This is a genomic window from Mesorhizobium sp. M1396 (genome assembly GCF_040317725.1).
Classification (GTDB): domain Bacteria; phylum Pseudomonadota; class Alphaproteobacteria; order Rhizobiales; family Rhizobiaceae; genus Mesorhizobium.
Genome location: NZ_JAMYLA010000019.1, coordinates 68,626 through 93,348, shown reverse-complemented (window position 1 = coordinate 93,348; position 24,723 = coordinate 68,626). Strand labels below are relative to the sequence as shown.

The 24,723-nt window shown below is 59.1% G+C and carries 33 protein-coding genes; 31 read left to right on the top strand and 2 right to left on the bottom strand.

What is annotated here, in order from left to right; all coding sequences use genetic code 11:
* The first annotated feature begins 274 nt into the window (after nt 1-274).
* The 12 genes from NKH02_RS15070 (at nt 275) to NKH02_RS15015 (ending at nt 9,086) form a co-directional block, all read left to right on the top strand.
* Entirely contained in the window at nt 275-1,633 is a 1,359-nt protein-coding gene (locus tag NKH02_RS15070; protein WP_352879732.1) for a tyrosine-type recombinase/integrase, read from the top strand.
* Between the two features lie 444 nt (nt 1,634-2,077).
* Nucleotides 2,078-2,269 carry a helix-turn-helix domain-containing protein gene (locus NKH02_RS15065; protein ID WP_027036524.1) on the top strand — a complete coding sequence of 64 codons (192 nt, stop codon included), beginning with the start codon at nt 2,078-2,080 and terminating at the stop codon, nt 2,267-2,269.
* Nucleotides 2,270-2,348: 79 nt separating this feature from the next.
* Entirely contained in the window at nt 2,349-2,702 is a 354-nt protein-coding gene (locus tag NKH02_RS15060; protein WP_352879730.1) for a winged helix domain-containing protein, read from the top strand.
* The gene (locus tag NKH02_RS15055) at nt 2,699-2,881 is read left to right on the top strand and encodes a hypothetical protein (protein WP_352879729.1); all 183 of its coding nucleotides are present in this window, start codon (nt 2,699-2,701) and stop codon (nt 2,879-2,881) included. The genes NKH02_RS15060 and NKH02_RS15055 overlap by 4 nt, the downstream gene beginning before the upstream one ends.
* Nucleotides 2,881-3,453, top strand: a complete 573-nt coding sequence (locus NKH02_RS15050; protein ID WP_352879727.1) for a helix-turn-helix domain-containing protein — start codon at nt 2,881-2,883, stop codon at nt 3,451-3,453. Before NKH02_RS15055 ends, NKH02_RS15050 begins: the two co-directional genes overlap by 1 nt.
* 115 nt (nt 3,454-3,568) lie before the next feature.
* On the top strand, nt 3,569-3,823 hold the full coding sequence (locus tag NKH02_RS15045) for a DUF6074 family protein (RefSeq protein WP_352879726.1): 255 nt from the start codon (nt 3,569-3,571) through the stop codon (nt 3,821-3,823).
* Nucleotides 3,820-4,254, top strand: coding sequence for a hypothetical protein (locus tag NKH02_RS15040; RefSeq protein ID WP_352879724.1), 435 nt, complete (start codon nt 3,820-3,822; stop codon nt 4,252-4,254). The genes NKH02_RS15045 and NKH02_RS15040 overlap by 4 nt, the downstream gene beginning before the upstream one ends.
* The gene (locus tag NKH02_RS15035) at nt 4,251-5,345 is read left to right on the top strand and encodes a hypothetical protein (protein ID WP_352879723.1); all 1,095 of its coding nucleotides are present in this window, start codon (nt 4,251-4,253) and stop codon (nt 5,343-5,345) included. The genes NKH02_RS15040 and NKH02_RS15035 overlap by 4 nt, the downstream gene beginning before the upstream one ends.
* 11 nt (nt 5,346-5,356) lie before the next feature.
* Entirely contained in the window at nt 5,357-5,752 is a 396-nt protein-coding gene (locus tag NKH02_RS15030; protein WP_352879721.1) for a hypothetical protein, read from the top strand.
* Nucleotides 5,736-6,212, top strand: coding sequence for a terminase small subunit-like protein (locus NKH02_RS15025; protein ID WP_352879720.1), 477 nt, complete (start codon nt 5,736-5,738; stop codon nt 6,210-6,212). Before NKH02_RS15030 ends, NKH02_RS15025 begins: the two co-directional genes overlap by 17 nt.
* A complete protein-coding gene (locus NKH02_RS15020) occupies nt 6,190-7,614 on the top strand; it encodes a hypothetical protein (RefSeq protein WP_352879718.1) in 1,425 nt (474 codons plus the stop codon). Before NKH02_RS15025 ends, NKH02_RS15020 begins: the two co-directional genes overlap by 23 nt.
* 386 nt (nt 7,615-8,000) lie before the next feature.
* Nucleotides 8,001-9,086, top strand: coding sequence for a hypothetical protein (locus NKH02_RS15015; protein ID WP_352879716.1), 1,086 nt, complete (start codon nt 8,001-8,003; stop codon nt 9,084-9,086).
* Here the strand turns inward: NKH02_RS15015 and NKH02_RS15010 are convergent.
* Nucleotides 9,083-9,832 carry a methyltransferase domain-containing protein gene (locus NKH02_RS15010; RefSeq protein WP_352879714.1) on the bottom strand — a complete coding sequence of 250 codons (750 nt, stop codon included), beginning with the start codon at nt 9,830-9,832 and terminating at the stop codon, nt 9,083-9,085. The two genes, NKH02_RS15015 and NKH02_RS15010, sit on opposite strands and share 4 nt — an antisense overlap.
* Before the next feature lie 125 nt (nt 9,833-9,957).
* On the opposite strand from NKH02_RS15010, the gene NKH02_RS15005 reads away from it, so the two are divergent.
* The 5 genes from NKH02_RS15005 to NKH02_RS14985 are packed head-to-tail and all read left to right on the top strand — an operon-like array spanning nt 9,958 to nt 11,653.
* Nucleotides 9,958-10,662, top strand: a complete 705-nt coding sequence (locus tag NKH02_RS15005) for a glycoside hydrolase family 108 protein (protein ID WP_352879713.1) — start codon at nt 9,958-9,960, stop codon at nt 10,660-10,662.
* A 2-nt stretch (nt 10,663-10,664) separates the two neighbouring features.
* Nucleotides 10,665-10,880, top strand: coding sequence for a hypothetical protein (locus tag NKH02_RS15000; RefSeq protein WP_352879711.1), 216 nt, complete (start codon nt 10,665-10,667; stop codon nt 10,878-10,880).
* Between the two features lies 1 nt (nt 10,881).
* Nucleotides 10,882-11,136, top strand: coding sequence for a hypothetical protein (locus NKH02_RS14995; protein ID WP_352879710.1), 255 nt, complete (start codon nt 10,882-10,884; stop codon nt 11,134-11,136).
* Entirely contained in the window at nt 11,121-11,330 is a 210-nt protein-coding gene (locus NKH02_RS14990; RefSeq protein ID WP_352879709.1) for a hypothetical protein, read from the top strand. The genes NKH02_RS14995 and NKH02_RS14990 overlap by 16 nt, the downstream gene beginning before the upstream one ends.
* A complete protein-coding gene (locus NKH02_RS14985; RefSeq protein ID WP_352879707.1) occupies nt 11,330-11,653 on the top strand; it encodes a hypothetical protein in 324 nt (107 codons plus the stop codon). Before NKH02_RS14990 ends, NKH02_RS14985 begins: the two co-directional genes overlap by 1 nt.
* Before the next feature lie 5 nt (nt 11,654-11,658).
* Here NKH02_RS14985 and NKH02_RS14980 read toward each other — a convergent pair whose 3' ends face one another.
* A complete protein-coding gene (locus tag NKH02_RS14980; protein WP_352879705.1) occupies nt 11,659-12,960 on the bottom strand; it encodes a hypothetical protein in 1,302 nt (433 codons plus the stop codon).
* A gap of 260 nt (nt 12,961-13,220) precedes the next feature.
* Between NKH02_RS14980 and NKH02_RS14975 the strand changes: the two genes are divergently transcribed.
* The 14 genes from NKH02_RS14975 (at nt 13,221) to NKH02_RS14910 (ending at nt 24,721) form a co-directional block, all read left to right on the top strand.
* A complete protein-coding gene (locus tag NKH02_RS14975; RefSeq protein ID WP_352879703.1) occupies nt 13,221-15,512 on the top strand; it encodes a hypothetical protein in 2,292 nt (763 codons plus the stop codon).
* Nucleotides 15,512-15,928 (top strand): hypothetical protein, encoded by a 417-nt coding sequence (locus NKH02_RS14970; RefSeq protein WP_352879701.1) that lies wholly within the window; start codon nt 15,512-15,514, stop codon nt 15,926-15,928. The genes NKH02_RS14975 and NKH02_RS14970 overlap by 1 nt, the downstream gene beginning before the upstream one ends.
* A 56-nt stretch (nt 15,929-15,984) precedes the next feature.
* The gene (locus tag NKH02_RS14965; RefSeq protein WP_352879699.1) at nt 15,985-16,218 is read left to right on the top strand and encodes a hypothetical protein; all 234 of its coding nucleotides are present in this window, start codon (nt 15,985-15,987) and stop codon (nt 16,216-16,218) included.
* Entirely contained in the window at nt 16,215-17,387 is a 1,173-nt protein-coding gene (locus NKH02_RS14960) for a hypothetical protein (RefSeq protein WP_352879697.1), read from the top strand. The genes NKH02_RS14965 and NKH02_RS14960 overlap by 4 nt, the downstream gene beginning before the upstream one ends.
* Nucleotides 17,387-17,770 carry a hypothetical protein gene (locus tag NKH02_RS14955; RefSeq protein WP_352879695.1) on the top strand — a complete coding sequence of 128 codons (384 nt, stop codon included), beginning with the start codon at nt 17,387-17,389 and terminating at the stop codon, nt 17,768-17,770. Before NKH02_RS14960 ends, NKH02_RS14955 begins: the two co-directional genes overlap by 1 nt.
* Before the next feature lie 69 nt (nt 17,771-17,839).
* Nucleotides 17,840-18,130, top strand: coding sequence for a hypothetical protein (locus tag NKH02_RS14950; protein WP_352879693.1), 291 nt, complete (start codon nt 17,840-17,842; stop codon nt 18,128-18,130).
* 53 nt (nt 18,131-18,183) lie between these two features.
* Nucleotides 18,184-19,233, top strand: coding sequence for a hypothetical protein (locus NKH02_RS14945; RefSeq protein ID WP_352879691.1), 1,050 nt, complete (start codon nt 18,184-18,186; stop codon nt 19,231-19,233).
* 5 nt (nt 19,234-19,238) lie between these two features.
* The gene (locus NKH02_RS14940; RefSeq protein WP_352879690.1) at nt 19,239-20,222 is read left to right on the top strand and encodes a phage major capsid protein; all 984 of its coding nucleotides are present in this window, start codon (nt 19,239-19,241) and stop codon (nt 20,220-20,222) included.
* A 12-nt stretch (nt 20,223-20,234) separates the two neighbouring features.
* Nucleotides 20,235-20,726: a hypothetical protein gene (locus NKH02_RS14935; protein WP_352879689.1), complete on the top strand. Its 492-nt coding sequence runs from the start codon at nt 20,235-20,237 to the stop codon at nt 20,724-20,726.
* Between the two features lie 70 nt (nt 20,727-20,796).
* On the top strand, nt 20,797-20,976 hold the full coding sequence (locus NKH02_RS14930; protein ID WP_352879687.1) for a hypothetical protein: 180 nt from the start codon (nt 20,797-20,799) through the stop codon (nt 20,974-20,976).
* Nucleotides 20,977-21,016: 40 nt separating this feature from the next.
* Nucleotides 21,017-21,700, top strand: a complete 684-nt coding sequence (locus tag NKH02_RS14925) for a hypothetical protein (protein ID WP_352879685.1) — start codon at nt 21,017-21,019, stop codon at nt 21,698-21,700.
* The gene (locus tag NKH02_RS14920) at nt 21,700-22,404 is read left to right on the top strand and encodes a phage adaptor protein (RefSeq protein WP_352879684.1); all 705 of its coding nucleotides are present in this window, start codon (nt 21,700-21,702) and stop codon (nt 22,402-22,404) included. Before NKH02_RS14925 ends, NKH02_RS14920 begins: the two co-directional genes overlap by 1 nt.
* A 98-nt stretch (nt 22,405-22,502) precedes the next feature.
* Nucleotides 22,503-24,251 (top strand): hypothetical protein, encoded by a 1,749-nt coding sequence (locus NKH02_RS14915; RefSeq protein ID WP_352879682.1) that lies wholly within the window; start codon nt 22,503-22,505, stop codon nt 24,249-24,251.
* Nucleotides 24,248-24,721, top strand: a complete 474-nt coding sequence (locus NKH02_RS14910) for a GNAT family N-acetyltransferase (RefSeq protein WP_352879680.1) — start codon at nt 24,248-24,250, stop codon at nt 24,719-24,721. The genes NKH02_RS14915 and NKH02_RS14910 overlap by 4 nt, the downstream gene beginning before the upstream one ends.
* Nucleotides 24,722-24,723 lie beyond the last annotated feature (2 nt).

Below are 24,723 nucleotides of genomic sequence, written 5' to 3'. Positions count from 1 at the left end.
CAGTCTTTATTACCTGGTTTTTAACCCACCAGCGCCGCCGCACTTTGTTTGGGGAAGCTAAACCATTGTATTTGCTAGAAAAAATCTGGTACGCCCAAGGGGAATCGAACCCCTGTTACCGCCGTGAAAGGGCCTATTCAACGCGCTGCCCTTGTTCGCGCTTGTTCGCTGAAGTCCGTATAAACAAAGGTGTTGAGCATTGAAGCGCCGCAGTTGTGCGCCAACGTACGGGACGGTATATTTGACGCATATTTGATGATTTGCGGAAAGTCATTTGTCGAAGTCCCTTCAGGAATCTCCCATAACGACCCCAAACGCGCGCGCTACGCTCAGTGTCGGCGTGCACTGGCGGGGCATCGACCCGGAAGTCCACCTCGGCTATCGCAAAGGAAAACGCGGTGGCGTCTGGCTTGTACGGTGGCGCTCCGGTGCCGGCTATAAGCAGGCGCCGGTTGGAACCGCCGACGATAAGGGATCAACAAAGGGTGGCCTGACCTATGAAACGGCGGGCAAGGCTGCACGCTTGCATGTCGAGGCGCAACGGCTCCAGGCTGAGACAGATGCGAAGGGACCAGCCCTAAAGGTGAAGGGTGCTGTTGAAGTCTACGTTGGGACCCGTAATGCTCGGGAAAGCAGGCGGGCGGGCCGGGCCAAGCGGTCCGACGCCGGGCAACGGCTCGGCCGCTATGTCTTAGGAGAAGGCGAGCGCGGCGATCAGGAGACGATTCCGTCGCCTTCGCCACTGGCCGATGTGGATCTGTATGTGTTGGGCGAAAGTGATCTGCTGACTTGGCGGGCAGGCTTGCCAGCGACAATGAAGGCGACGACACGGCAACGCCTGATCAATGACCTGAAAGCCGCTCTAAATGCCGCGTACGGCGCCAACAGGGACAAGCTGCCGGCCACGCTTCCGGGCACGATTAAGCAAGGGTTCCGCGCCGCTGTTGCCGACGAGGGTACAGCGGTCGCACGAGACAACCAGATTTTGCCTGACGCCGACATCGGCCGGGTTCTTCGAGCAGCTCGCGAAGTCGACGCCGAACAAGGTTGGGAAGGCGACCTGTTTAGGCTGGTGCTAGTGCTCGCGGCCACCGGCGCGCGCCTGTCTCAAGTGGCGCGAATGAGTGTTGCTGATTGCCAGATATCGCAAAGCCGGCTGATGGTGCCAACCAGCCGAAAGGGCAGGGGCGCGAAGAGCGGGATGATTACCGTACCTGTTGGCCGAGACGTTGTAGATGAGTTGGTGCCGGTGACGGCGAAACGGTCGCCTGATGCTGTCCTGCTAGAGCGCTGGCGTCATGAACAGGCGCCCGGCAAGATTGAATGGCAAAGAGCCGGTCGGGGCTCGTGGCGGTCTTCCGCCGAACTGGCTCGACCGTGGCAAGCCATCCGGGATCGCGCCGGCCTGCCTGATGTGATCCCCTACGCTCTGCGTCATTCCAGCATTGTGAAAGGCATTCGGGCAAATCTACCCATTAGACTGGTCGCCGCGCTCCATGACACAAGTACCGCGATGATCGAGCGCCACTATTCGAAATGGATTACCTCGGGCCTCGAAGAGCTGGCACGCTCGGCTATCGTTCCGTTGGTCCCCCATAACGGGGATTCCCAAATCGTCCGCTTGAAAGCGTGACCCTGGGCAACCTTGGGATAGTAGTGAATCCGCTCGTGTCCACTATTGACTACGGCGCCCAAATCAATCAGATTCACCATGTGTTCTGTTGACACTCGGAAAAATCAGTTTTGAGGGACTTGGCCCGGCTTAGTTAGCTTGGCCACACTTGCAAAGCCTCTCCTAAGAGGCTCACGCCCTGCTGTTTTTCTGTCATCCTTTTGAATTCAGAGAAACCGGCGGCCTGTTTAATGGCTCTCGCTCGGCCTTGGGCTGATCGGAACGAATGCTGAACACTTATGTGGACAACCTGTGCATAAACACCACCTAACACTATGGAATACAAAGACAATAAAATGTCTCGGGATAACCAACTTTGGGGGTCGCACGGCAAGTCCGCATTCCGCTATAATCCGTAGGAAATCGCAGGTGTCTTTGGTGCGTAACTAGAGAAAGGAAATGCAGATGGAAGTAAGTCCAAACGCTTTTACCGTGGCGGGATTTTGTGCCGCCTTCGGTGTAGGTCGCTCACTGCTTTACGAGGAAATGCGGGCAGGCCGCATACCTTACAAGAAGGCCGGCAGGAAGACCCTGATCCGCAGGGTAGATGCGGAAGCTTGGCTCGATAGCCTTCCCGAAGGAAAGAAGGAAGCTTGAGCGGTTTGCAGACCGCTCAAGCAATCTGCCCCTTAATTTTCACAACCCCTCCCAGGGATCCGAAAAAGGAAAACAGACAATGCAGGACATAGCAGGCGCCGGGGCCGGCGTTAATTCACAAAATGTACGGGCGCCGAAGAAGTCCACAGTCACGGTTCGCATTGAACCCGATGGCAGGACCAAACGCCTAGCGGGCCGGGCGGCCTGGATGGCGCGGGTATTGATCAAGGCTGGTACGCGCGGTGTCACAACAGTCGAATTGCCGGCCGGGGTACGTGTCTCGCATGCAGTCTATCTCCTGCGCCGCGAAGGCTTCGTCATCTCGATGCAGAGAGAAGCCCACAGTGGCGAATTTTCCGGCGTCCATGGCAGATTCAGAATCGAAACGCCTTGCACGATCCTTGAAGAGGCAACGTCATCGGTGGTCGCATGAGCGGCGACGCCAGCAATTCCGAAAGCCCGGTCGACCTCGCCGCCACTTGGCTGGCTACCGGGTCGGCCGATCGGTCAAAGGCAATCATTCCCCAGCTTCAGGAGCGGTTCTCGCTGCCACTCAAAGATGCGGTTGAGGCCTGCCGGCAAGCGGCGCTGATCCGGGCGAGGGCACACTGATGGTAGACAAGTACGATTGGGGCAAGGCCTGCCGCTTCTTCCCTGGCTTTCGCGAGTCGCCCGGTGTCCAGCGCACGGCCTGGGCTTTGATGGACCTCTACAACGAAAAGGTCCATTGCGCTTTCCCAACCAGGGAAACGCTTTCCCAGCAGCTCGGGTCGGCGCCGGAAACGGTTTCGAAATGGGTTGGCATGCTCAAGCAAGGCGGGGCGCTTGGTTGCGCTCCGCTACACGTCCTTCCTGCGGATTCACAGGAATTCATCGGACGCTCCGCAAGAAGAGCGCAGGTCTATCTTCTGAATTTCTCGTGGGCGATCGACGTGCTAAGCCTGCTAGACGAGTACACATTCGATCGCCATCAACAGCTTTTGCGCAAGGTAATCGTACGGTCACCATTGCCTTCGAGAGGTGATCAAGTGGTTACCTCCATAGGTAATCAGACAGCCACTTCGACGGGTAATCATGTGGCCACCCTTATACCTTATGAACAAACCTTAGGTGATACCTTAGAAGATAAAAGGGGCTCCGAGGGTTCGAACCTTAGCGTCTACACACGCGAGAGGGCTGCCTGATGCCCTTTCACCCCAAAAACGCTCGATCCAGAAAAATTTTCGTCGCGAAGCAATGCGACCGCATATCCCCTTACATTGGGGCCGCTGACGGCCCTAAAGCTTGGAGGGCTTCACCATGCCATGCGTTGTGATCTGCTTCCCGATGCGGTGCCGGGTTGGCAAAATCCGGAAGACCGCCAAGATTCTGGCCGGCCTGAAGGGCCGGGGCGCTGATCGCTACTGGCGCCAGACCGTCGCCGGCATCGTTGGCCAACTCGGCAAGGCTGGATTTTCTGAGGCGGAAATCCGGGGGAACATTGAAACCTTCAGCGACGCTGTTCAGCACCATCTTCAGCGAGCTCCGCACCGGATCGATGGGGATGCCGCATGACGGTGATTGAGACAGCAGACGGGTTCGTCGTGGTTGACGGTGCGGCAACACTGGCCGGCCCTTTCCCCACGAACGCGGAAGCATGGCGGGCGGCCGATCGGCTGGAAGGCTCGCCCATATCGCCGGCTGAAAAGCGGGCTGACTGGATATCAACCAAGATCCTGTCGAGTGGCCCGGCGCCAATTCACCCGAAACGAAATGAAGCTCGCAAGGCAAAGCGGGAGGCGAAAAAACAGCGCAAGGCTGAGAACCGCATGAAGATCAACGCTGCAAAGGCCCCAGGCTGGTTGCGGAAGGGAGCGTCGGCGAAGTTCGATCCACAAGGCAAGAGGGCCTTCGAGACCTCGGTGCTCGGCACTTTCGGGCCTGCATCAGCTGTGCGGCTTGTAAATATCGACGACTATCTAGCCTCGAAAGGTTTGCCTCAATGACGAACGCACTTGTTTCCTTTCCTGTATTCGATGAGAAGCCATCGGATGACTATGTTGACCGGTGGCTAGAGTTTACAAACGCGACGGGGCATCCGGAGCGTTTCGAGAACGTGACAACCACCAAGCCTGAAATGATTGGCACGCTGCGACTATTGTCCGGCGAGATCGAGGTGCCAATTTTCAAACGTGATGATCAGGACATGGTGCCCTGTCCTATATGTCACCCAACGGACCCCTGGTTTAAACTCGGCCGAATGGCCTTCTTCCCCGAGGAGCGCGTCGTTCGATTCATTGGCCATGAGTGCGCTAAGCGGCACTACAAGGGCGAGTTCGACATAGCCGAAGAGCGATATCGGAAGGAGGCTCGGGTTCGCTACCTTCTGCGTCGGTGGGGGTCACTGGCAGACAATGTCGACAGGATCGCGAAGTTCGCAAACTCCCTTGTTGAGCACGCGAGGGCGCTGGAGGATTTGCGGGCCGACATCGATAAGAAGGCTTCGGGCCTTTCGAAGTTTCTATCGCGCGAACTGTCTCGGAACAGCGGCCGAATAGAAATCCAGGTGGATAGCGGCATCAAAGACACCAACGGCAACGCGGTAATAACCACCGACGTTCTTGGCGTCGCTTACGGTTCGGAATTCTGGGGCCGCCCATATGTGCCGTATCAGCAGCTGTTGAGCCTTCAGCGTGATACTGAGGATCTGAAGCGGGATTTGCCGATATGGCGCAGTGAGGATTTGGACAGCGACCACGAAGAGGAAATACTCATTCGAGCTTCGTCAGCCGACATGCTGCCTGAACGGTTGGATGAGCTTTCCTTCCTGCTAATCAGGTCGCAGAGTTTCTTCACCCCGAACAACCTGGCTCTTCTGGAGAGATGGGGCAAAAACACAGGATCACCCTTCAAATCTCTGACTTGCCGTGTCGAGAATGATCGGCTGGTGATCGCATCAAACACGTTCGCGGATTACCACTACATCAACCCTGTCCTCCCATTCGCAGCGGTTAATCGGTCGCCTTCAACCCCCAGTGAAATCCTCACCCTGCGGCGACCTCAGGCGAACAATCGGTCCGGGCAGTTACCAGGATGAATGCCGCCCAGATGAACCGACGTCCTCGTGGCGCCTCGATGCCTTTCTACGCCTACTCGTCCTTCAATAAGAGGGGCGGGAAGGTCGTCGACATCGTGACCAGGCGCCGTAACAAGGCGCTCGACATGTATCAGGAAATGTCGACCTACGAGACGATTGCGGAGTGTCTAGACATTTCAGTGACGACAGTCGTTCAGTACGTGGCACGGGCAAAAGCAAAGGGCGATGTCCGGGTAAAGCGGCCGTTCAAGCATCGAGGCCGGCAACTCGCCTTACAGCGGCGGAAGTCGATCAGCGACATGAAGGCGATGGGCCTGTCATGCCGAGAGATATCGAAACGGCTCGGGATCAATGTCCGGCTGGTCCAGATAAGGCTGAAGGAGTCGGACAATGGCACGGCCAAGTGAATTCACCCAAGAGATAGCCGACACCATTTGCCAGCGCTTGGCAGAGGGAAAAAGCCTCCGCTCGATTTGTCTCGCCGATGACATGCCCGACAAGTCGACTGTGTTGCGATGGCTGCTTGATACCGCGCGCGCGGCATTTTGCGACCAGTACACACGCGCGCGCGAACTCCAGGCTGACGGTCATGTCGACGAAATGCCCGACATCGCCGACGATGGCAGCAACGACTACATCACCAAGACAAATGCGGACGGGTCGACATCCGAACAGCTCAATAGCGAGAACATCCAGCGGTCGCGGCTGCGCATTGACACGCGCAAATGGATTGCGGAGCGCATGCGGCCGAAGAAGTACGGTGCCAAAGTCGCTCTGACAGACGGCGAGGGCGGCCCGCTGGTGGTTCAGGTGTTGAAGCTGGCGGATCAGGAAGCGCAGGCGAATGCCGACAATCCAGCTTCCTAACGCTGGCTGGCGCCCGCGCTGGTATCAGAAGAAGGCATGGGACACATGGGAGCAAGGGTGTAGGCGCCAGCTCTTGATATGGCACCGCCGTGCCGGCAAGGACGAAATAAACCTGAACATGCATGCCGTGTCTGCTCATGAGCGGCCCGGCACGTATTGGCATATGTTGCCAGAGGCCGCACAGGCGCGCAAAGCGATCTGGAACGCGGTCAACCCGCATACTGGCAAGCGCCGCCTGTTCGAGGCGTTCCCAGAAGCCTTGATCGAAAACATGAATGACAACGAGATGTTCATTCGGTTCAAGGTCCAGGCAACATTTCAGGTTGTTGGATCGGACAACTTCAACAGCCTCGTAGGCTCGCCGCCGGTCGGTGTGACCTTTTCCGAATGGGCGCTGGCGAACCCGTCCGCGTGGGCATACCTGTCGCCGATCTTGGCGGAGAACGGCGGCTGGGCCTCGTTCATCACCACGCCGCGCGGCAACAATCACGCGAAAGGAATGCTCGACGCGACAAAGGGCAATGTCTTTCACCCGCAGTCCAATCCGCGCGGATGGTTTACTGAAGTCTTGGGCGTCGACGCCACCCAGGCGATATCGGAAGAGGACATTGAAGAGCAGCGGGTGATTTACACCGGCCTGTTCGGCAAAGAGATTGCCGACCTCCTGATTGACCAGGAGTTCTATTGCTCGTTCGCGGGCGCGCTAGTCGGATCGTATTGGGGTGCCGAGGTAACCAAGGCAGAGCGTGAGGGCCGGATTGGTCGACCGATCGCGGTGAACCCGGCCTATCCCGTTCACACGGTCTGGGATCTGGGCAAGGCGTCCAACAACCCGATCTGGTGTTTTCAGGTCATCGACGGCACGCCCATCATTGTCGATTTCTACCTACCCGACAGCGAAGACTTGGCCGACTGGTGCAAATGGCTCGATAACCAGGGTTACAAGGGCAATGACTACGTTCCACATGACATACTGCATCCGCAGTGGGGAACAGCTCGCACGAGACTGCAAACGTTGAAGGATCATGGCCGCAAGCCGAAGATGGTAGGCATCGCGAGCTTTGCCGATGGCGTGAACGCCGGCCGCCAGACGATCAAGCTGGCTCGCTTCGCCGACAATGAGCGTGTCGCCGATGGCATCGAGGGCCTGAAGGCATTCCGCCGCGAATGGGATGACGACAAGAAAGCCTTCCGCGATGTGCCGGTGAAGAACTGGGCGGAGCATTATGCGTCCGCGTTCCGGTATCTGGGCTTGGCATGGCGCGAAGCCATCGTGGCAGTGGTAAAGCCGGCCGGCGATCCTGGCACCTATCAGGCGATGCCGGACGGGTCGATCCGCAGCAATCAGTCGGTGAAGGATGCCGTTGACGCCATGGTGAGGCGGAGGCGCGGGAAACGGTAGGCGATCATGTGTTTGATGGACCCGGCCAAACCATGGGACAGGCCGGCACCTACAATCAGGTCGTTTTCTGTGGTAGGCGTTGCCATTGCAGAGGACGACCTCACAATGTCAGACGCGAATCGGCCACAGTCAATGGACGGCCCGGCCGTTCTGCGCCTCGCGAAAGAAACAGGCGTCACTCTCGAACAGGCCCGCGAGCTAGTAAGCCTCTTGGGCATTGGCAACTGGTCCTCGCTATTGCGAGAGGCGCGGCTGCTTATTCGGCCTACCCAGCTGTAGGGGAATAGCAACAAAAACCCGCACTGGAGCCCGGTCCTAATTCAAACGGCTTATCTTTTCGTAGAGGCACCAGCACCCTAGCGCCGACCAATAGAATTGGAGCGGCTATGCCTCGCGCTGGTGGAGTATATTCGGCCCCTCCGGGGACCGCTGGGACGCCAAACACCACGATCGAAAGCGCGAAATACAACGCGCTGGTCGATGACCTCGTTGTAGACGCCAATGCAGCCCGGCCGCAGACGGCAGGTGGCACAGGCGCAACGACAGCGGTCGGCGGCAGCGACAACCTGAACACGGCAGGCGCCAACATCGCATCCGCTGCCACGGTCAATCTGGCCGCTGCAACGGGCGTTTCGATCACCATCACGGGGACCGTGACGATTACCGGCTTCGGCACTGTTGGGGCCGGCGCCGTGCGTGTCCTGACATTCGCCGGCATTCTCACGCTGACCCACAATGCAATAAGCCTGATCCTGCCTGGAGCCGCGAACATCATCACTGCGGCCGGCGATATCATGACGCTCCGATCGCTCGGCAGTGGCAATTGGGCCTGTGTCGGCTACCAGCGTGCGAATGGCACAGCCATCGCTATCCCGGCGTCTGCAGCCATCGTCACGCCAACGTTGACCCTGAAGCAAAGCGCCGCGCCCGCGCCTACGGCAGAAGGCGATATCCAGTGGGACACCGACGACAACGTGATTGTCGTTGGTGACGGGGCGGCAACGCAAATCTTCGCGCCGCTCCCTGCCTCTGTCGCTACCGGCGATGTGTTCTATGCCACCGGAGGAAAGTCTTTGGCACGGCTTGCCAAGGGCACAGCAAGCCAGCAGTTGCGCATGAATGCCGGCGCGACCGCGCCAGAGTGGTTCACACCGCCAAGCACTGTCGGGGCCAAGGCGTGGGTCAGCTTCAACGGTACAGGCGTGGTGGCTATCCAGAGCAGCTTCAACGTCTCGTCCGTCACCGACAATGGGACGGGTGACTACACGATCAATTTCACTAACGCCTTTGCTGACACGAATTACTCGGTCGTTGCGTCGGGTGAAGCGGAGTCTGCATTCCCCACCGAAACCAGAATTGTGAGCGTCAGGAATGGCGGCAGGGCCACCGGATCGGTGCGCATTAGAACTACAGCCTCAAATGGCACCAGCGTCGATATGCCCGGCGTGTTCATCGCCGTTTTCGCGGCTTAGCTTTTTCGCGGGAGCGTGGAACGTTCCGGCCGATCCATGCCGGCAAGTAGCCATTTGATGCGCCCCGTGATGGTGCGCCGCTTTAGCTTTGTCACCTTTGAAAAGTACTCTTCAGGGTGAACGCGATCAAGGAACGCAGGGGCGACCGGAATGAGCCCGTGATTTCTTGCGGTCTCGTCGTCAGCCAAAAAGATCAGATTTTGCCGATAATAGACGGGGATTGACGTATCAGTCCAAATCACCGGTCGGATTATGTCGTAGGCTTTGAAGCCGTATGTTTCGAAGGCATTTGCCCAATGGCTTTGCCATTGTTCGTTGACGTGATGCATGCCGCCCTGAAACGGAATAGCTGCAGAAAACAGCACAGCCGGTGCACTGCGGCATAGCCACTCGACGGCTCTGAGAGACGCCGGGCCGGAGATATGCTCCAGCACTTCTGCTGAAATGGCCAGATCGAACCGGCCAAGGTCGGGCAGATCTTGTTCAAAATTCGCTTCGGTGAATTCGTGTGGCGCAATGAGCCTTTGCTCAGCTGGCACCCAAGGGCCGTCAATTCCTCTTGTCTGCTGCACGCCAAGGCGTTTTGACGCGGCAAGCCACGACCCCGTAGCTGTTCCGAAGTCAACAATAGATTGCGGCCGCAGGAGGCCAATTAAAGGGCGCAGGACCGTTTCAGCAATATCAACTTCCCGGCTGCGGGATTCAAAGAATGCGGGGCTGTATTCTTTGCTTAAGTCTTTGCTCACGTAATATCCCCCCTTGAAGAGGGGCCTATACCAGACTCCAAGCGGGCGAGCGACAGTGAAAATCAAGCGTCTGTCCTTTTCGCACCACGTTCCTCCATCCTGCGCAAAGCTGTGAGGAAGAAGCCATGGACCGCAATTTCGCCCGCGCGCTCGCACTCGTTCTGAAATCCGAAGGGCTCTGGTCGGACAATCCGGCCGATCCCGGCGGCGCCACCATGAAGGGTGTGACCCTGGCTACCTTCCGCGCCTATATCAAGCCTGGCGGCACGAAGGCCGAGTTGCGCGCCATCACCGACGAACAGCTTTCGACATGCTATCGCCGGAGGTATTGGGATGCCGTAGTTGGGGCAGAGCTTCCCGATGGTGTTGACTATGCCGTCTTTGACTTCGGCGTGAACAGCGGCCCCGGTCGCGCGGCCAAGTACCTCCAATCGGTTGTCGGCGCTGCTCAGGACGGCCGCATAGGCCCAGCCACCATTGCGGCAGTGAAGACCAAGCCGGCCGGCGTTATCATCGATGCGCTCTGCGACGCGCGGCTGGCGTTTCTCCAGCGGTTGCCGACATGGAAAACCTTCGGCCGAGGCTGGTCCGATCGCGTCAGGTCGGTGCGCGCCGATGCGCTGAAGATGACGACGCAGCCTGCCTCGCCAGCGCACGTCCCAGTTCCGAAACTGTTCCCCGACAAGCCGGCCGTCGTCGTCATCACCGAGGCCGGAGGCATCACCGCGTCACCGCCCGGCACGGCAACGCCAGCAGCAACCCACGTCGAGACGAACTGGCTCTTCCGTCTGCTCAATGCCCTCGTCGGCGCAATCTTCAGGAGGAAGTGACCATGTGGAGGAGCAATATCCGCGCCTGGTTTAAGGATTCCGAGACCATCGCATGGGCTCGGCTTCAGATGCTCGGGGGCGCAGTGCTGGCGGTGATTGCCGCCATGGACCCGAGCCTGTTCAACCAGTACATCCCCGAGCGGTGGTTGCCGCTCTATGTCATCGGCGCCGGCGTCGTCACGGAAGTTGCCCGCCGCGTTCGCGCAAAGGACATGTGAGATGGGCGCGCTCGCTTTGTCCCTCGTTGCCAAGTTTTGGCCTTATCTCATCGCGGCCGGCGCGGCACTCGCGGGGCTGTTGACTGCCTATTCCAAAGGCCGGGCAAGCCAGAAGGCGAAGCAGGCGGCCAAAGAGCTTGTCGCCGCTCAGGATCGCCTTGAAATGGACAGGGAAGCAACGGCGGCCGAACGGTCGGCTGCGGGCATGACCGACGACCAAGCCCGAGCGGAGGCCACCAGATGGATAAAGCGCTGACAATCCCGCTGTTTCTGCTCCTGTCCGCGTGCGTGAGCACGGCGCCGGCCAGCGACCCGCGCAAAGTCTGGTGCGACCACAACACGGCCCGCCGGCCGACCCTCGCAGTCGTCCAGGTGATGACCCGCGCCGAACTCGACCAAATGAACTCGTTCAATGCAAAGGGCGTTGAATGGTGCGGATGGAAGCCGTGATGCACGATTTCTTCGACCTCCTGGGCATCAAGGCGCCCGTGCTCGTCGCAGGCCTCTCTGGCGGCATTCTGCGGGCTCTGTCACGGCATCGGTACAAGCTGCGCGAAATGGTGGCATCGCCTGTCTGTGGCGCTTTGGCGGCCGCCTATCTCACGCTGCCAGTGGTGTCATATTTCAAAGCGACAGGACTGCCGATCCCTGATCCGGCCGAGGACACTACGACGCTTGCGGCCGCGTTCCTGATTGGAGTGTCGGCCATGTGGATCTCAGATATCCTGTTCGAGATGATCGTGCGTAGGTTCAAGCCGGCCAGTGACGAGTGAGCCTGCTAGACTTCGCCCTCCAACTCCTTAGCCAGCCTATTTGCGCCTCGACTATTAATTTCGAACTCCGCGCCGTTCGTTGAAATCCTCGCTTTAGCAGACGCCCGTAACAACGAACCGAGACCATCGGATTGCGCGCTAGACTCTTTGCCGGCTCCGCCGTCAAACAGATTACGTGAGACGCCCGCGACCAAGATGTCGGGAATAGTGCCTCCGTCTTTCTTGGCTTCCATGATGGTCTCAACAGCCCAGCTTGCTCGATTCAGGTCGATCGAATACCGCTCGAGCTCCCGCTGCGCCCGGACATCAGCATGATAGATGCTCTTCAACCAAGTTATTGCATAGACTAAAAATGCAACCGACAGGGCTCCTGTGATTGCACCGCGCCCCAACAGGAACCAGCCTTGCTGGATGGTGAATTCCGACACCGGATTGAGCGATTTAATGGCTGCCGCTTGTGCGATAGCTACATATTCAACAAGGCTGGTGACCGATACCCACCCGAGAAACCCCGCTACTCCTAAGGAGATTGCGAAAACGACCCAACCGATCAAGGAGGTTCGCATTGGAACAATGGCATTGGCCAATCTCGTCTCAATGCCCTTGGTAATGTCTTCTCGTAATTTTCTTCTCGCGTGAATGTGGTCTCTATCGTCGAGCTCTTTTGTTCGTTGTAATAGCGCTTCCTCACGGTGTGCTATTTCGTGTTGTAGCTGAGCAGAGGCTTCGTCAAGCTTGTTGGATCGCGACAGCATCTCAGATTCTAGTAAAGACCGTCTTTCCGCGAATTCGGTTTCGAGTGCCAGCCTGGCGGCGGTCAACTGTTCCGTTATACCTACTGTGGTGCTTTGAAGCTGACCAAGCAGTGTCTGATGAGATTTCATCAGGTTCGTGAACGCCTTTTGGTTATGGAAGAGTCCAATCACCGGCTCCCAACCAGGGAGGAACGTTTCACTGACTAACTCATTGATCCGGCGAACTTTTTCAATGCTAAAGCTCTTGACGGACTCGTTGTTGCTAAAGTGAATTCGATCGGAAAGAGCGTCTTTTTCGCTAGCTGGCCGACTCAAACTTAAGGAAATATTTTGTACGCCGACTGACGCTTGAAATACTGAGAAAAGTTGAGATGTTGAAAAGCCATTCTCGGTGAGGCCGGTATCGTCGGATAGGGCTACGGTTGTGGCGCCAGGTGCCCCAATCTCAGTAATGCTAAAACTTGGCGCGCCCATCAATCGGCCAACTTCAACAAAGAACCGGAAAATATCTCTGGTTCGTGCTCTTGGCACGTCGAATGTATAGTCAGCCATTTTTCCCTCCGCGCAATAAATTGCATAGTGAAGGCTAGACCGCCTGCGCGCAAGTTGGGGTCCAATGGCCCAGATCTTCCTTCTGCCTCGCGTTTTCAAGCGGCTTATGTTTTCGCGCCGTGGCCCGGCATCGTGCCGCCATGGCCACCAGACCAGACAAGCGCGCGCCTGAAGAGCAGAAGCAGGGAAAGGCCCTTCGTGAAGAGGGCGCCAAGTGGCTGAACCGTGTCGAAGCCGCCGGCAAGCTTGAAAAGCAATGGATGGACGATGCCGACAAGGCAGTCAAAGCATTCACGGGCGAAACGTCGAGCAGCGATTACACCACGTCGACTGCGCTCGGCACGACCTACGATTTCAACATTCTCTACGCCAACGTCGAGACCATTGTGCCGGCGGTTATTAACAGCCCGCCAGCGCCTGACGTTCGGCGCCGGTTCGCCGACGAAGATCCGGCCGGCAAGGACGTGGCCGAAATCATCGAGCGGTCGATAAAGGTTCAGGTCGACGATTCGAAACTTCAGGTCGAGTTGGAAGCAGAGGCCCAAGACGCCTTCCTGGCCGGTCGCGGCGTGGTCCGGCTTCGGTTCAAAAGCGACTTTGTAAAGGACGGCAAGGATGAACTCCCCGGCATGGCCAATGCTGACGGAACCGGAGCTTCTGGAGATAGTGAGAGCGCCGGATATGATGGCGAAGGCGGACGAGATGGCGGAACGCCTGGGCTGGCGCCGACCGAAGTGGATCCCAATCAGCGAGGCGCCGGCGGAATTGCTCCGCCTGAGCGGCTGGCCAACGAACGCATTGAATTTGAGGCCGTAAGCTGGCGCGACTTTCGTCACGGCCCTGCCAAGCGCTGGAGCGATTGCCCATGGATGTCGTTCCGGTTCGTCGTCTCGCGAGAGAACGAAGATACGGCCTTCGATGCAGCCATGATCGGCATGCAGACGACCGACCCAGAGAGGAAGGCGCGCGGCGAATCCGATAGCGATCTGACGGGCTGGGAAATCTGGTGCAAGACCAGCCGCAAGGTTTATTTCATCGACGACACAGGCGTGGTCCTGAAGACGGTTGATGACCCGCTGGGCCTGACGAACTTCTTCCCGATCGCAACGCCAGTGCAGCCGATCGAACTCACCGGTCGCCTCATGCCGGTCAACCCGTTCTCGATCTATTCGAAGCTCGCGGACGAGCTGGACCTAACCACCAAGCGCATCAACATCATCACCAACCATATGAAGGTGAAAGGCTGGTACTCGAGCGATGCCGGCGATATCGCCAACATGCTTGCTGCCGATGACACCGAATTTGTCCCAATCGGCAACGCGGACATCTGGGCGGCCAATGGCGGGCTTGCTGGTGCGGTCGCGTTCTGGCCGGTGGAAAAGTTCATTCTCGTATTGCGCGAGCTGTACACCGCCCGCGACCAGACCAAACAGGCCGTGTACGAAATCACCGGGATTTCGGACATCGTTCGCGGCGCTTCCCAGGCGAGCGAGACGCTTGGCGCCCAGCAGATCAAGACACAGTGGGGCTCGCTTCGCATCCAGAAGATGCAGCGCATGATGGAACGCGGCGCGCGCGACCTGTTCGTGATGATGTCCGAAATCATCCCGGCCAAGTTCTCACATGAGACGCTTCAGCAGATGACCGGCGTCCAGATCATCCCAACGCAACAGGATCTCACGCCCATTCAGCCACCGCCGCCGCCGCCGCAAGGCGCGCAACTCCCGCCTGAGACGCAGCAGCAATACCAGCAAGCAGCCCAAGCCGCCCAGCTGGCCGAGAAGGCCCGGCAGGGCAAGCTGGCGCAGATGCAAGGTGTTCAACAGCTTCTCACCCAGAAGCTTTCAAGCATGTACCGCATCGATGTCGAAAGCGATTCGACGGTGAAGGCCGATCTGTCGCGGCAGAAGGCCGAAGCAGCGGAATTCTTGCAGGGTGCCGGCGCGTATTGGGCGGCTGTCGGTCCAATGGTTCAGTCCGGCGAGCTGCCGAAAGAGGTTGCCGTCGAAATCTTCGCGGCCAACTCGCGGCTGTTCAATCTCGGCAAATCTGTCGAAGACGTTCTGGAAAAGATGGTCACCGATGCCAAGGCGAAAGCCGCACAGCCTGAGACACCAAAGCCTAGCCCCGAACAACAAAAGGCTGAAGCGGAAGCGAAGACGCGAGAGGCGGACGCGGCGGCAAAAGCTGCTGACTTCAAGGCCAAACAGGACGCTTCGGCCCAGGATATGCAGTTCAAGCGCGAACAGCACGACATGACGATGAAGGAAAAACAGTTTGATCTGCGGTCGAAGCAGATTGGCGCCGCGACGGAACAGAACCAGGCGCTAGTCGCACAGGGCATCCTGCCGCCCCCGATACAAATCGATCCTATCGGCGGCGAGGCCGTTCTGAAGGAACTTGCCGCCCAGCGCGAGCAGTTCGGGCAGTTCATGATCGCAGTCACGCAAGCCCTGACCGCGCCGAAACAGGTCATCAAGGACGCGCAAGGCCGCATATCCGGCGTTGCCCCGATAATGCAGCAGCCCCAAACCGCAGGTCTCAACAGCTAATGTTTGGCGACAGCGGCCAGTTTTACCCCTATCAGCCGATGCAGTTCATGGAAGGACTATTGGCGCCCATCATCGGCGGCGCCGCTGGTCCCGTCACGTCCATTACGCTGTTTTCGACGACGACTAGTACTTCAGACACAATTGCTTGGCCCGCCAGCATTCGGTCCGGTGACGTGGCAGTTTTGGCTGATCGCGCCGCCACTCTTACCGGGGTACCGCCACCGAGCGTTATTCCCACCGGCTTCATCGGCCTAACCGACGACCAGACCACCCAAGGTGTCGGACAGGTGTCGCAACGGCTGATCACTAGTTGGCGCCTATTGGATGGTTCCGAAACCGGCCTCATAACCGGGTTGAACGGTACCGGTGGTAAGGTGCTGTATTCATTCGGGGCAACAACCCTATCGTCGGGGTAACTCCCTCTACGTGGAACCACCAAGCCACCACGGGCGATCCGACTTCCCAGAGCGTCTTGGCATCCGGGCAAGCGATCCCGCTGGTGGTGATCGGCGTAGCGGTAGGTTCGGGCGGCACTGCGGTGTTCTCTACGGCTTCACCAGCATTCGACGCCACCCAGACTGCAGGATCGGGTGCGCCGGTCATCGCCGGTTACAAGCTCTACAATGCTTCGCCCGCAAATCACACGATCGATATGGCCGACCTGGGCATCAACGTCCTGGCCAGCGGCTACTTGAGGTTCACATGAGAATTCCAAGCGGCAAGATCGATCAGAACATTTACTTCGTCGCCGTCGATGCGACCGACCTGAAAACCCGCAAGACGGCCCTGACCACCTTCACCGTGTACCGGAGCCGGAACGGCGGCACCGCGACGGTCTACACCACGCCAACCGTTGCCGAACTGTCAGCGGCGAACCAACCCGGCGTCTATTCGCTGCTGATCGACGAGGACACCACGATTGCATCGACATCGGATGCGGAGGAATATTGCGTCCACATTACCCAGGCGAGCATGGCGCCTGTTACGCGCGTGATCGAGCTTTTCCGGCGCGACACGACGAGCGGTCGAACCCAGCTTGTCGACGCCAACGGCCGGATTGATGTTTCAGCCATTGCTGGCACAGCGCAGACAGCGCGCGACATCGGTGCAAGCGTGCTTCTGTCGTCGGGCACCGGCACCGGTCAAATCAGCCTCACGGCGGGCATTGCATCCGTGAATGCGACCCAGATTGCAGGCTCGGCAGTGAACACGGCAACCGCACAGCTTGGCGTCAACGTGGTCAATGCTGGCGGCACCGCCTGGAATTCCGGCGCGATCACGGCAAGCACCTTCGGCGCCGGCGCGATCACTGCGGCAAAATTCGCGGCAAACGCCCTTGATGCGGTTTGGTCGACTGCGGCGCGTACCCTGACAGCCGGAACAAACATCGTCCTCGCTAAGGGAACCGGCGTGACCGGCTTCAACGATCTGGATGCGCCCGGCGTGCGCGCTGCGGTCGGCTTGGCTTCGGCCAATCTTGACACTCAGCTGTCCGGCATCAATTCCAAGACAACCAACCTGCCGCCAGATCCCGCCGACGCTTCCGACATCGTAGCGTCGTTTGGCACGGTCACCACGACGGTAAATGCTATCAAGTTGAAGACGGACAATCTGCCGGCCGCGCCCGCCGCTGTCGGCGACGTTCCGACTGCAAACGCCAACGCCGATGCGCTGCTGGACCGGGCCGCTGGCGTCGAAACAGGCCTGACGGTGCGTCAGGGGCTCCGGCTGTTCGCTGCTGCGCTGCTTGGCAAGGCTAACGGTCTGGGAACGGGAACCGCGATATTCCGCGACACGAACGACACGAAAAACCGCATCAACGCCTCAGTCGACGCGGACGGCAACAGGCTTTCGGTCAATCTGGACCCTAGCTGATGTTTGGGGACCGCTATTTTGGAAAGCGGTACTTCGGCAACCGGTACTTCGGACCGGGCGCGGCCGGCGCGCAGGTCCTTCAGCAACCAGGTGGCGGTTTTTATCGCCGCCACAATAAGCCGACTATCTATCTCGACCGCGATGGCAAACCCGTCGATCTGCGGACCTATGGCCGCGAGCCTGCCCCGTCTGCACTCATCGAAACGCTTGAACTCTCTCCACAGGTCATGGCGGCATTGCAAGCCCTGATGCCGCAGAGCGGGCGTCCGCAGCTCACCGACTTGACCGCCGGCCTCGATACCAAAATGGGCCGCATGATGATTGAGCGAGAGGTTGCGGCAATGGCCGATGATGATGCTCTGGCGGCATTGCTACTCTGCTGAATTCCAAACGGCTTATCTTTTCGCAGTGGTCGACCGCACCCTTCGTCCTGCCTCCAAGCGGGACTTGAAATGGCTCGGTACGTGTTTCGAAACGGCATCCTCGTCGACCGGCAAACGGGCGCTCCCATGGAGAAGCCATTCGCGGGCCAGATCACTATGCCGAATATCATGTCGGACATTCCGGACTACCGCTCTCCGATCAACGGCGCGGTAATCGGCTCACGCTCACAACGGCGCGACGATCTGAAGAGACACAATTGCGTCGAGTATGAGCCCAGCCTTTCCCCGACCAAGGGCAAATTTCGCAATCCCGACTTCTGCAAGAAGCGGGGCCTTCAGGTGTCAGAGGAATTTCAATGAGCGCTCAACTAGCCGCCGTAGCTGAAGCCGCACCGGCCGTCGTCGATGTCGGTGTGGTCAACGACAATGACGCCGCCGCCGACGATTCGGCGCTTGAAGCCATTTGGAACAAGAACGAGCGCGACAACGGCGCGGACCGCGACAATGGGAAGTTTGTCAGCTCGGATCGCGACGCAGCAGCCGACACGGGATCGCCGAAAGGCGGTGATGGCGGGGAACCGGCCGGCGATGGTCTGACGCCTGGCGCCGGTTCGGTTCCCCTGCCTGACAACTGGAAAGGCCTTCAAGGGGCCGATGTCGTCAAGGGCGCGTGGGAGAAGACCCCTGCTGAAATCCGCGCCTTCGTCGCCGCGCGCGAGCAGGAATTGCAGGGCAGGCTTTCCGATCACGGCCGGCAGCTTTCGACCGTCAAGCCCATTCAGGAAGTCATCGAACGGCATGCCCATTACTTCGACCCGCAGAAGGGCCGCAAGCTCGCGGATGGGTCCGTGGTCACGCCAGCGAAGGCGATTGATTTCCTTTTCAATGCCCAGGCCAATCTAGACCGGGCTCCCGTCGAATCCATCATGTCGATCATCGACAGTTACGGCGTGCGCGACAAAATCGCAGCAGCCTTTGGCCAGACCGTCCAACAGGGCGAAACCGAATTGCGGCAGGAAATCGCCGGGCTTAAACAGATGCTCTCTTCTGTTCATAACCCCGCTACGATCGACGACCGCATAAACCAAAAGCTTCAGGAACGTGCCGATCAGACATCGGCCGAGACTGAGTTGACCCGCTTGTCAGCCGACAAGCCGCTCTACTCGGAAATTCCCGAAGTCGACATGGTTGAAGCAATCCACAAGGCGCGAAGGAAGCTTGGTGATGCCGCCTCGAAAGAGGCCGTCTTCGGTCTGGCTTACGACATGGCCGTGAACGCCGATCCCGACCTACGGGCCAAAGCAGCCGCTGGAAAACCAGTCGCTACCAATGGCGCCGCCAAGGTCGAAGGCGCTCGTCGGGCCGCCGCCGTCAACATCCCCTCAACAGCATCAGGCAAAGGCCGGGCTCTCACTGAAGATGAAGAGCTTGCCGCTGTCTACGAGCGCAACCAAAAAGGATAAGTCCGATGGCTGGTCCGTCGACCACCTTCACTGAAATGGTGTCCACCACGCTTCGCAACAGCGCGAACGAGGTGGCGGACAACGTTTCGAAGAACAACGCCTTCCTCAACCGGCTGAAGAAAAAGAACAAGATCCGCAATCTTGACGGCGGCACCGAAATTCAGGTGCAGCTCGAATACGCGGAAAACAACACCTACCAGCGTTATGCCGGTCTCGACACGCTGAACACCAACGGCTCGGATGTCGTCACGTCCGCGAAATTCGATTGGGCGCAGGTCGCTCTGCATGTCGTTTCGAGCGGAAAGGAGCTTCGCCAGAACAGCGGCAAGTTCGCGATGATCAATCTCGTAAAGACCAAGAAGGGCAACGCGCTGAAGACCGCCGCGAATAACTTCTCTGTCGACCTGTATTCGGACGGCTCGCTGTCCAACCAGATCGGCGGCCTGGCCAACATTCTCCAGACCAACGGTCAGGGTACGGTCGGCGGCATCGACTCCGCAACCTGGACGTTCTGGCGCAACAAGTTCCTGGAGGCGACCGGCACCAATCTTGCCGCCGCGCCTTCGGCCGCAAACGCCGCATCGTTCAAGGCCGACATGAACAAGCTCTGGCTTTCGTTGACGCGCGGCGCCGACAAGCCGGACATCATCACCTTCAGCCACGACTTCTATTCGCTTTACGAACTCGGCGAACAGCAGTTGCAGAGGTACCAGGATGCCGAGTTGGCGCAGTCCGGGTTCATCAGCCTGAAGTACAAGACCGCTGACGTAATTTTCGACGACAACACGAATTTCACGACCACGGCCGAGAAGGGCTACTTCCTCAACACCGACTACGTCTACGTCGACCAGCACAAAGAGGCGCAGTGGACGCAGGACGACGAGAAGAAGCCCGTCAATCAGGACGCTGTTGTCATCCCGTTCTACTGGATGGGCAACCTCGTCACCTCGAACCGGTCGCTTCAGGGCGTCCTGTTCGACGCGGCATAAGGAGCGAAAACCATGACCTCTTTTGTTGGCGCCAACATCACCAAGACCTACACCGCGGCTGATCTCACGGGCGCGGAAAGCGGCAAGGCTCCCCGCCTTGGCGACACCTACGAATCGTATGACGGCAAGGTCTATCGGTTCGTGAAATACAACTCTGGTGCCGGCGCAATCGCCGCCGTCGCCAACAACGTGGTCGGCTTCTACGCACCGGCCGGTGTCTCTGCCGGCCAGTCGAACGAAGTCACCTCGGATGTGTCCGACACCGCCGCAAACGGTGCCGGCGTTCTCGCTGCTGCCCCCGGCAACGGCGAATACGGCTGGATACAGGTCAAGGGTGTGGCAACGGTCACTACCGCGCTGGTTTCCGGCGGGGACGGCAACGCCCTTATCCTGTCGGGCACCACGGACGGCACCCTGAAGGTGGCCGCCGCCGTGACCGATACGGTCTGCGCCTACGCGATCGACGCGTCGGCGAAGATTGTCATGTGCGCCTTCCCCTACTGATCCGGCATCCGGGCGGGGCTTCGGCTCCGCCCGTCCCCCTTTCAACCGCAGGAGAATGGAAATGCCGAGAGTGAAAGCACAGGCCGCGTCAGCCGAAACCTGCGCTGTAACGAACAGCATCCGGAAGCTTTGGAGCGGCGGCGAGCGCCTTCGCGCAGCCGAAGCCTTCAAGGCGGCAGCATTCGACGAGGCTCAGGGAGACGCCATCTTGGCGGAGCTTCCGGACCTCCGCGACCTCATCAGCGAATAAGGGCGCTTCGGCGCCCGCCATGTTTCAGGAGCAAAGCAAGATGTCCGAAAACCAAGCCCCGATGATCCGCGTGATGGGGTTCAAGACGAGTTACGAAATGCTGCCCATCAAGGGCGATCCGGTGGCGGAGAAATGCGACCTGAAGGGCTACAAGCTCGACGCGAGCGCCCGACGCATTCTTGAACGGCAGGCGGAGGATTGGGTGACCTATTCGCCGTCGCACTCGCCGATGAACACCAAGACAACCGAACGCGTTCGCCTGATGCTCCCCGACCCGTCCAAGATGGGCGAGGACCAGGACGGCGAAAAGCTGAAGTTCATGACGGCGCGCTGGATGCAGATCGAGCCTGCCTATGAGGCGTTCAAGAAAGGTCAGGACATCCCTGTCAACGGCATGGCGCTTGCCGCATGGCCTGGCGTTTCGCCCGAGCAGGCCGAAGTGCTTCGTCAGTCCGGCATTCGCACGGTGGAAGAAGTCCGCGACCTTCAGGAAGGCCAGATGGAAAAGGTCCGCCTGCCGAACATGCGCGAGATGCGCAAGCAAGCAAAGCTGTTCCTTGAGAACACCGACGCGGCCAAGGCATCCGAGCGCGAGGCCCAGAAGGACGCCATTATTGAGCAGATGGCGGAGCAGAACGCCGCCATGGTCGAGCGTATGGCCGCCATGGAAGCGCTCTTGGAAGAGCGAACCCAACCCAAGGCGAAAGCCAAGGACGCTGCCTGATGTCCATTCTCGACGTGGTGAAAGGCGCGGCGACCGTACTCGGCATGGATGTGCCGACGCTGGTCTATGGCAACACCAGTCGAGAAATGGTTGAGATGCAGGAACTCGCCAACGTCATGGCGTCGGAAATTGTCGACGCCTATGACTGGCAGAAACTGCTTGTCCTGAAGACGTTCACGGGAGACGGCACCACCGCTGACTTCAATCTTCCGACCGACTACGAACGGATGCAGCAAACATCGTCGCTGTGGTCGTCCCGATGGCTCTGGGCAACGAGCCATCTGACCAGTCCAGACCAATGGATTGAGCTTCAGGTGACGCCGATCGCCACGGTGAACGGCTACTGGATTATCTACGGTGACCAGTTTCACCAATGGCCGGTCATGGCCTCCAGCGAGACGGTCAAATTCTTCTACCTCTCAAATCAGATCGTCAGTGCCAGCAATGATTCGCTGAAGCCGATGTTCACGGAAGACGCGGACGCATTCCGGCTTTCCGAGCGTCTGCTGAAGTTGGCGATCATCTATCGGTGGAAGCAGAACAAGGGCCTTGCCTATCAACAGGCGCTCGATGACTTCGAAACGCTGAAGCTTCGGCTGATCGACAAAGATCCCGGCTCAAAGCCTGTCGTGTCAGGCCAGCCGCCCCTTAGCTGGCGTGGTCGCGGTGTCGCGTGGCCTGGGACCGTCTCAGGTGCGCCGTGAGGCTGGGAGAACGGTTCCCCGGCCGCCGCAAGGCTGTTCCGTCACAGGCTGCGGCTAAATCGCAGCCGTACACCTTTGGCGCGCCTGTCGCGGGCTGGGTGACCAATCAGAGCCTTGTGAAGTCCAAGCCATTTTCAGCGCAGACGCTTGAAAACTTCCTGCCGACCTCGACGGGCATCATCATGCGCGGCGGGTCGGTGAAGCGCGCCACCATCGGCGCCGTCCCGGTTCAGAGTTTCATCACATACAATGCCGGTGGCACGAAAAAGATTTGGGCCTGCGATGCGACCACAATCCGCGATGTCACATCGCCGGCATCGCCAACGGTAGCGCCTGCCGCCTCTGTTTCGGGTCAGACCTCTGGCTACTATTCCTATGTCAATTTCACCACGTCCGGCGATAGCTACGTGGTCGCGGTCAATGGAACCGATTTCCTTCAGCTCTACAGCACGACCTTTGATTGGTCGGCGGTTAATGGCCTTGGCACCTATCGGTTGAATTTCGATGCGCAGACCGTCAATTTCCCAAGTTCGGGCACGGTCACCGGCGGAACGAGCGGTGCAACCGCGACCATCGTCAAGAACGTCGATAACGGCGCGACCGGTTCCTTGCTGGTCCAGTCAATCACCGGCACATTCGTGGACAACGAGATCATCACTGGCGGTGGTGGTTCGGCGACGGCAAACATTCCGGGCGGCGTGGTGCAGATCTCCGCCGCGATTACCGGCGTGGCGACTTCGGCGCTGTCGCACGTCTGGCTTTACCGAAACCGCCTGTTCTTCATCGAGGGCGGCACGATGCGCGCGCGCTATCTCGGGATTGACAGCGTGACAGGAGCGCTGGGCTCGCTGAACCTGTCGGGCATTTTCCAGCGCGGCGGCTCGCTGCTCTTCGGCGCTACGTGGTCTCTCGATGCTGGCGACGGCATCGACGACAAATGCGTGTTTGTCACCACGGAAGGCGAGGCGGCAATTTTCGAAGGATCGAACCCGGCTGGGGCGACTGCGGCGGAATGGAACTTGGTCGGCCGCTATGACCTGACTGACCCGCTGGGCAAGCGTGGCACGATGCGAGCCGGCGGCGATCTGATCGTTGCGACCAAGGAAGGCCTGGTGCCGATTTCGGCCGCCATCAACAAGGATGCAGCAGCTCTGTCACTCGCGGCCATCTCACGCAACATCGAGCCGGATTGGAAGCGCGAGGCGGCTCGGCGCCTTTCCCTGCCTTGGGAAATCATCAAATGGCCCGACATGAACTATGCGATTGTCTCGCTGCCGATCACGTCGACCGGACAGGAATCGTGGGCGTTCGTGGTCAACCTCGAAACGGGCGCGTGGTGCAAGTTCGTCGGCTGGGCCACGCGCTGCATCGAACTGCACGACAGCCGGCTTTATTTCGGCACCAATGACGGCAAGGTCTACGAGGGCGAAATCAGCGGCAACGATGACGGCCTGCCGATCTATTACACCTATGTCGGCAACCCAGATCACATGAAGTCGCTGGGCGGGCTGAAGACCGTTCACCAAGCACGACCGACCTTTCTTAGCGCCACGCCCTACAACCCGAAAATCTCATTCTCTGTCAACTATTCCGTCCAGCTTCCCCCGGCGCCCGCTGCGGCAGATGGCGGGACGGCCGACCTATGGGATTCCGGCCTCTGGGATGTCGCGAAGTGGGACCAGGCGCAGCCGGTGGCGTCGGTCGGCGGCGGTCAATGGATTTCGATCGGCAAGACCGGATACGTCATGCAGCCGCAACTGCAAATCACCGGGTTTCTTAATCAGCGGCCGGTCACCGAATTCGTTCAGCTCGATGTCACCTTTGAAGCGGGGGCTGTCGTCGTATGAGCTACCGGATCGCAATCGAGAACTTCGGGAAGGCCTATGTCGATGTCCAGCCGTTGCTGGCGCGCCACTATGGTGAGATGCAGGCTCGCCTTGAGGGGCGAGGCATGCGTTGCCCGCCCTTCAATCCCCGTCTTGCGACCTATGTCGCGTCGAGCGACAGCGGTGACATTCTTCTATTCGTCGTCAGGACAGAGACCGGCGAGGCGATTGGCTACGCGCTGATCTGGCTCGCGCTCGACATGCACAATGGCGAACTCATTTCGCAAGAGGATGCGATTTACGTCCGGCCGGATCACCGGAACGGAATCGGCATGAAGCTGACGAAGCATATTCTGGAAAACCTCCGCTCGCGCGGCGTCAAGCGGGCTCACGTCACGACGATGACCGACCTACGCGTTGCCAAGCTCTGCGAACGGGTCGGCTTTCGTCACACAGCCCACGCAATGACCCTGTTTTTTGAGGAACCCTGAAA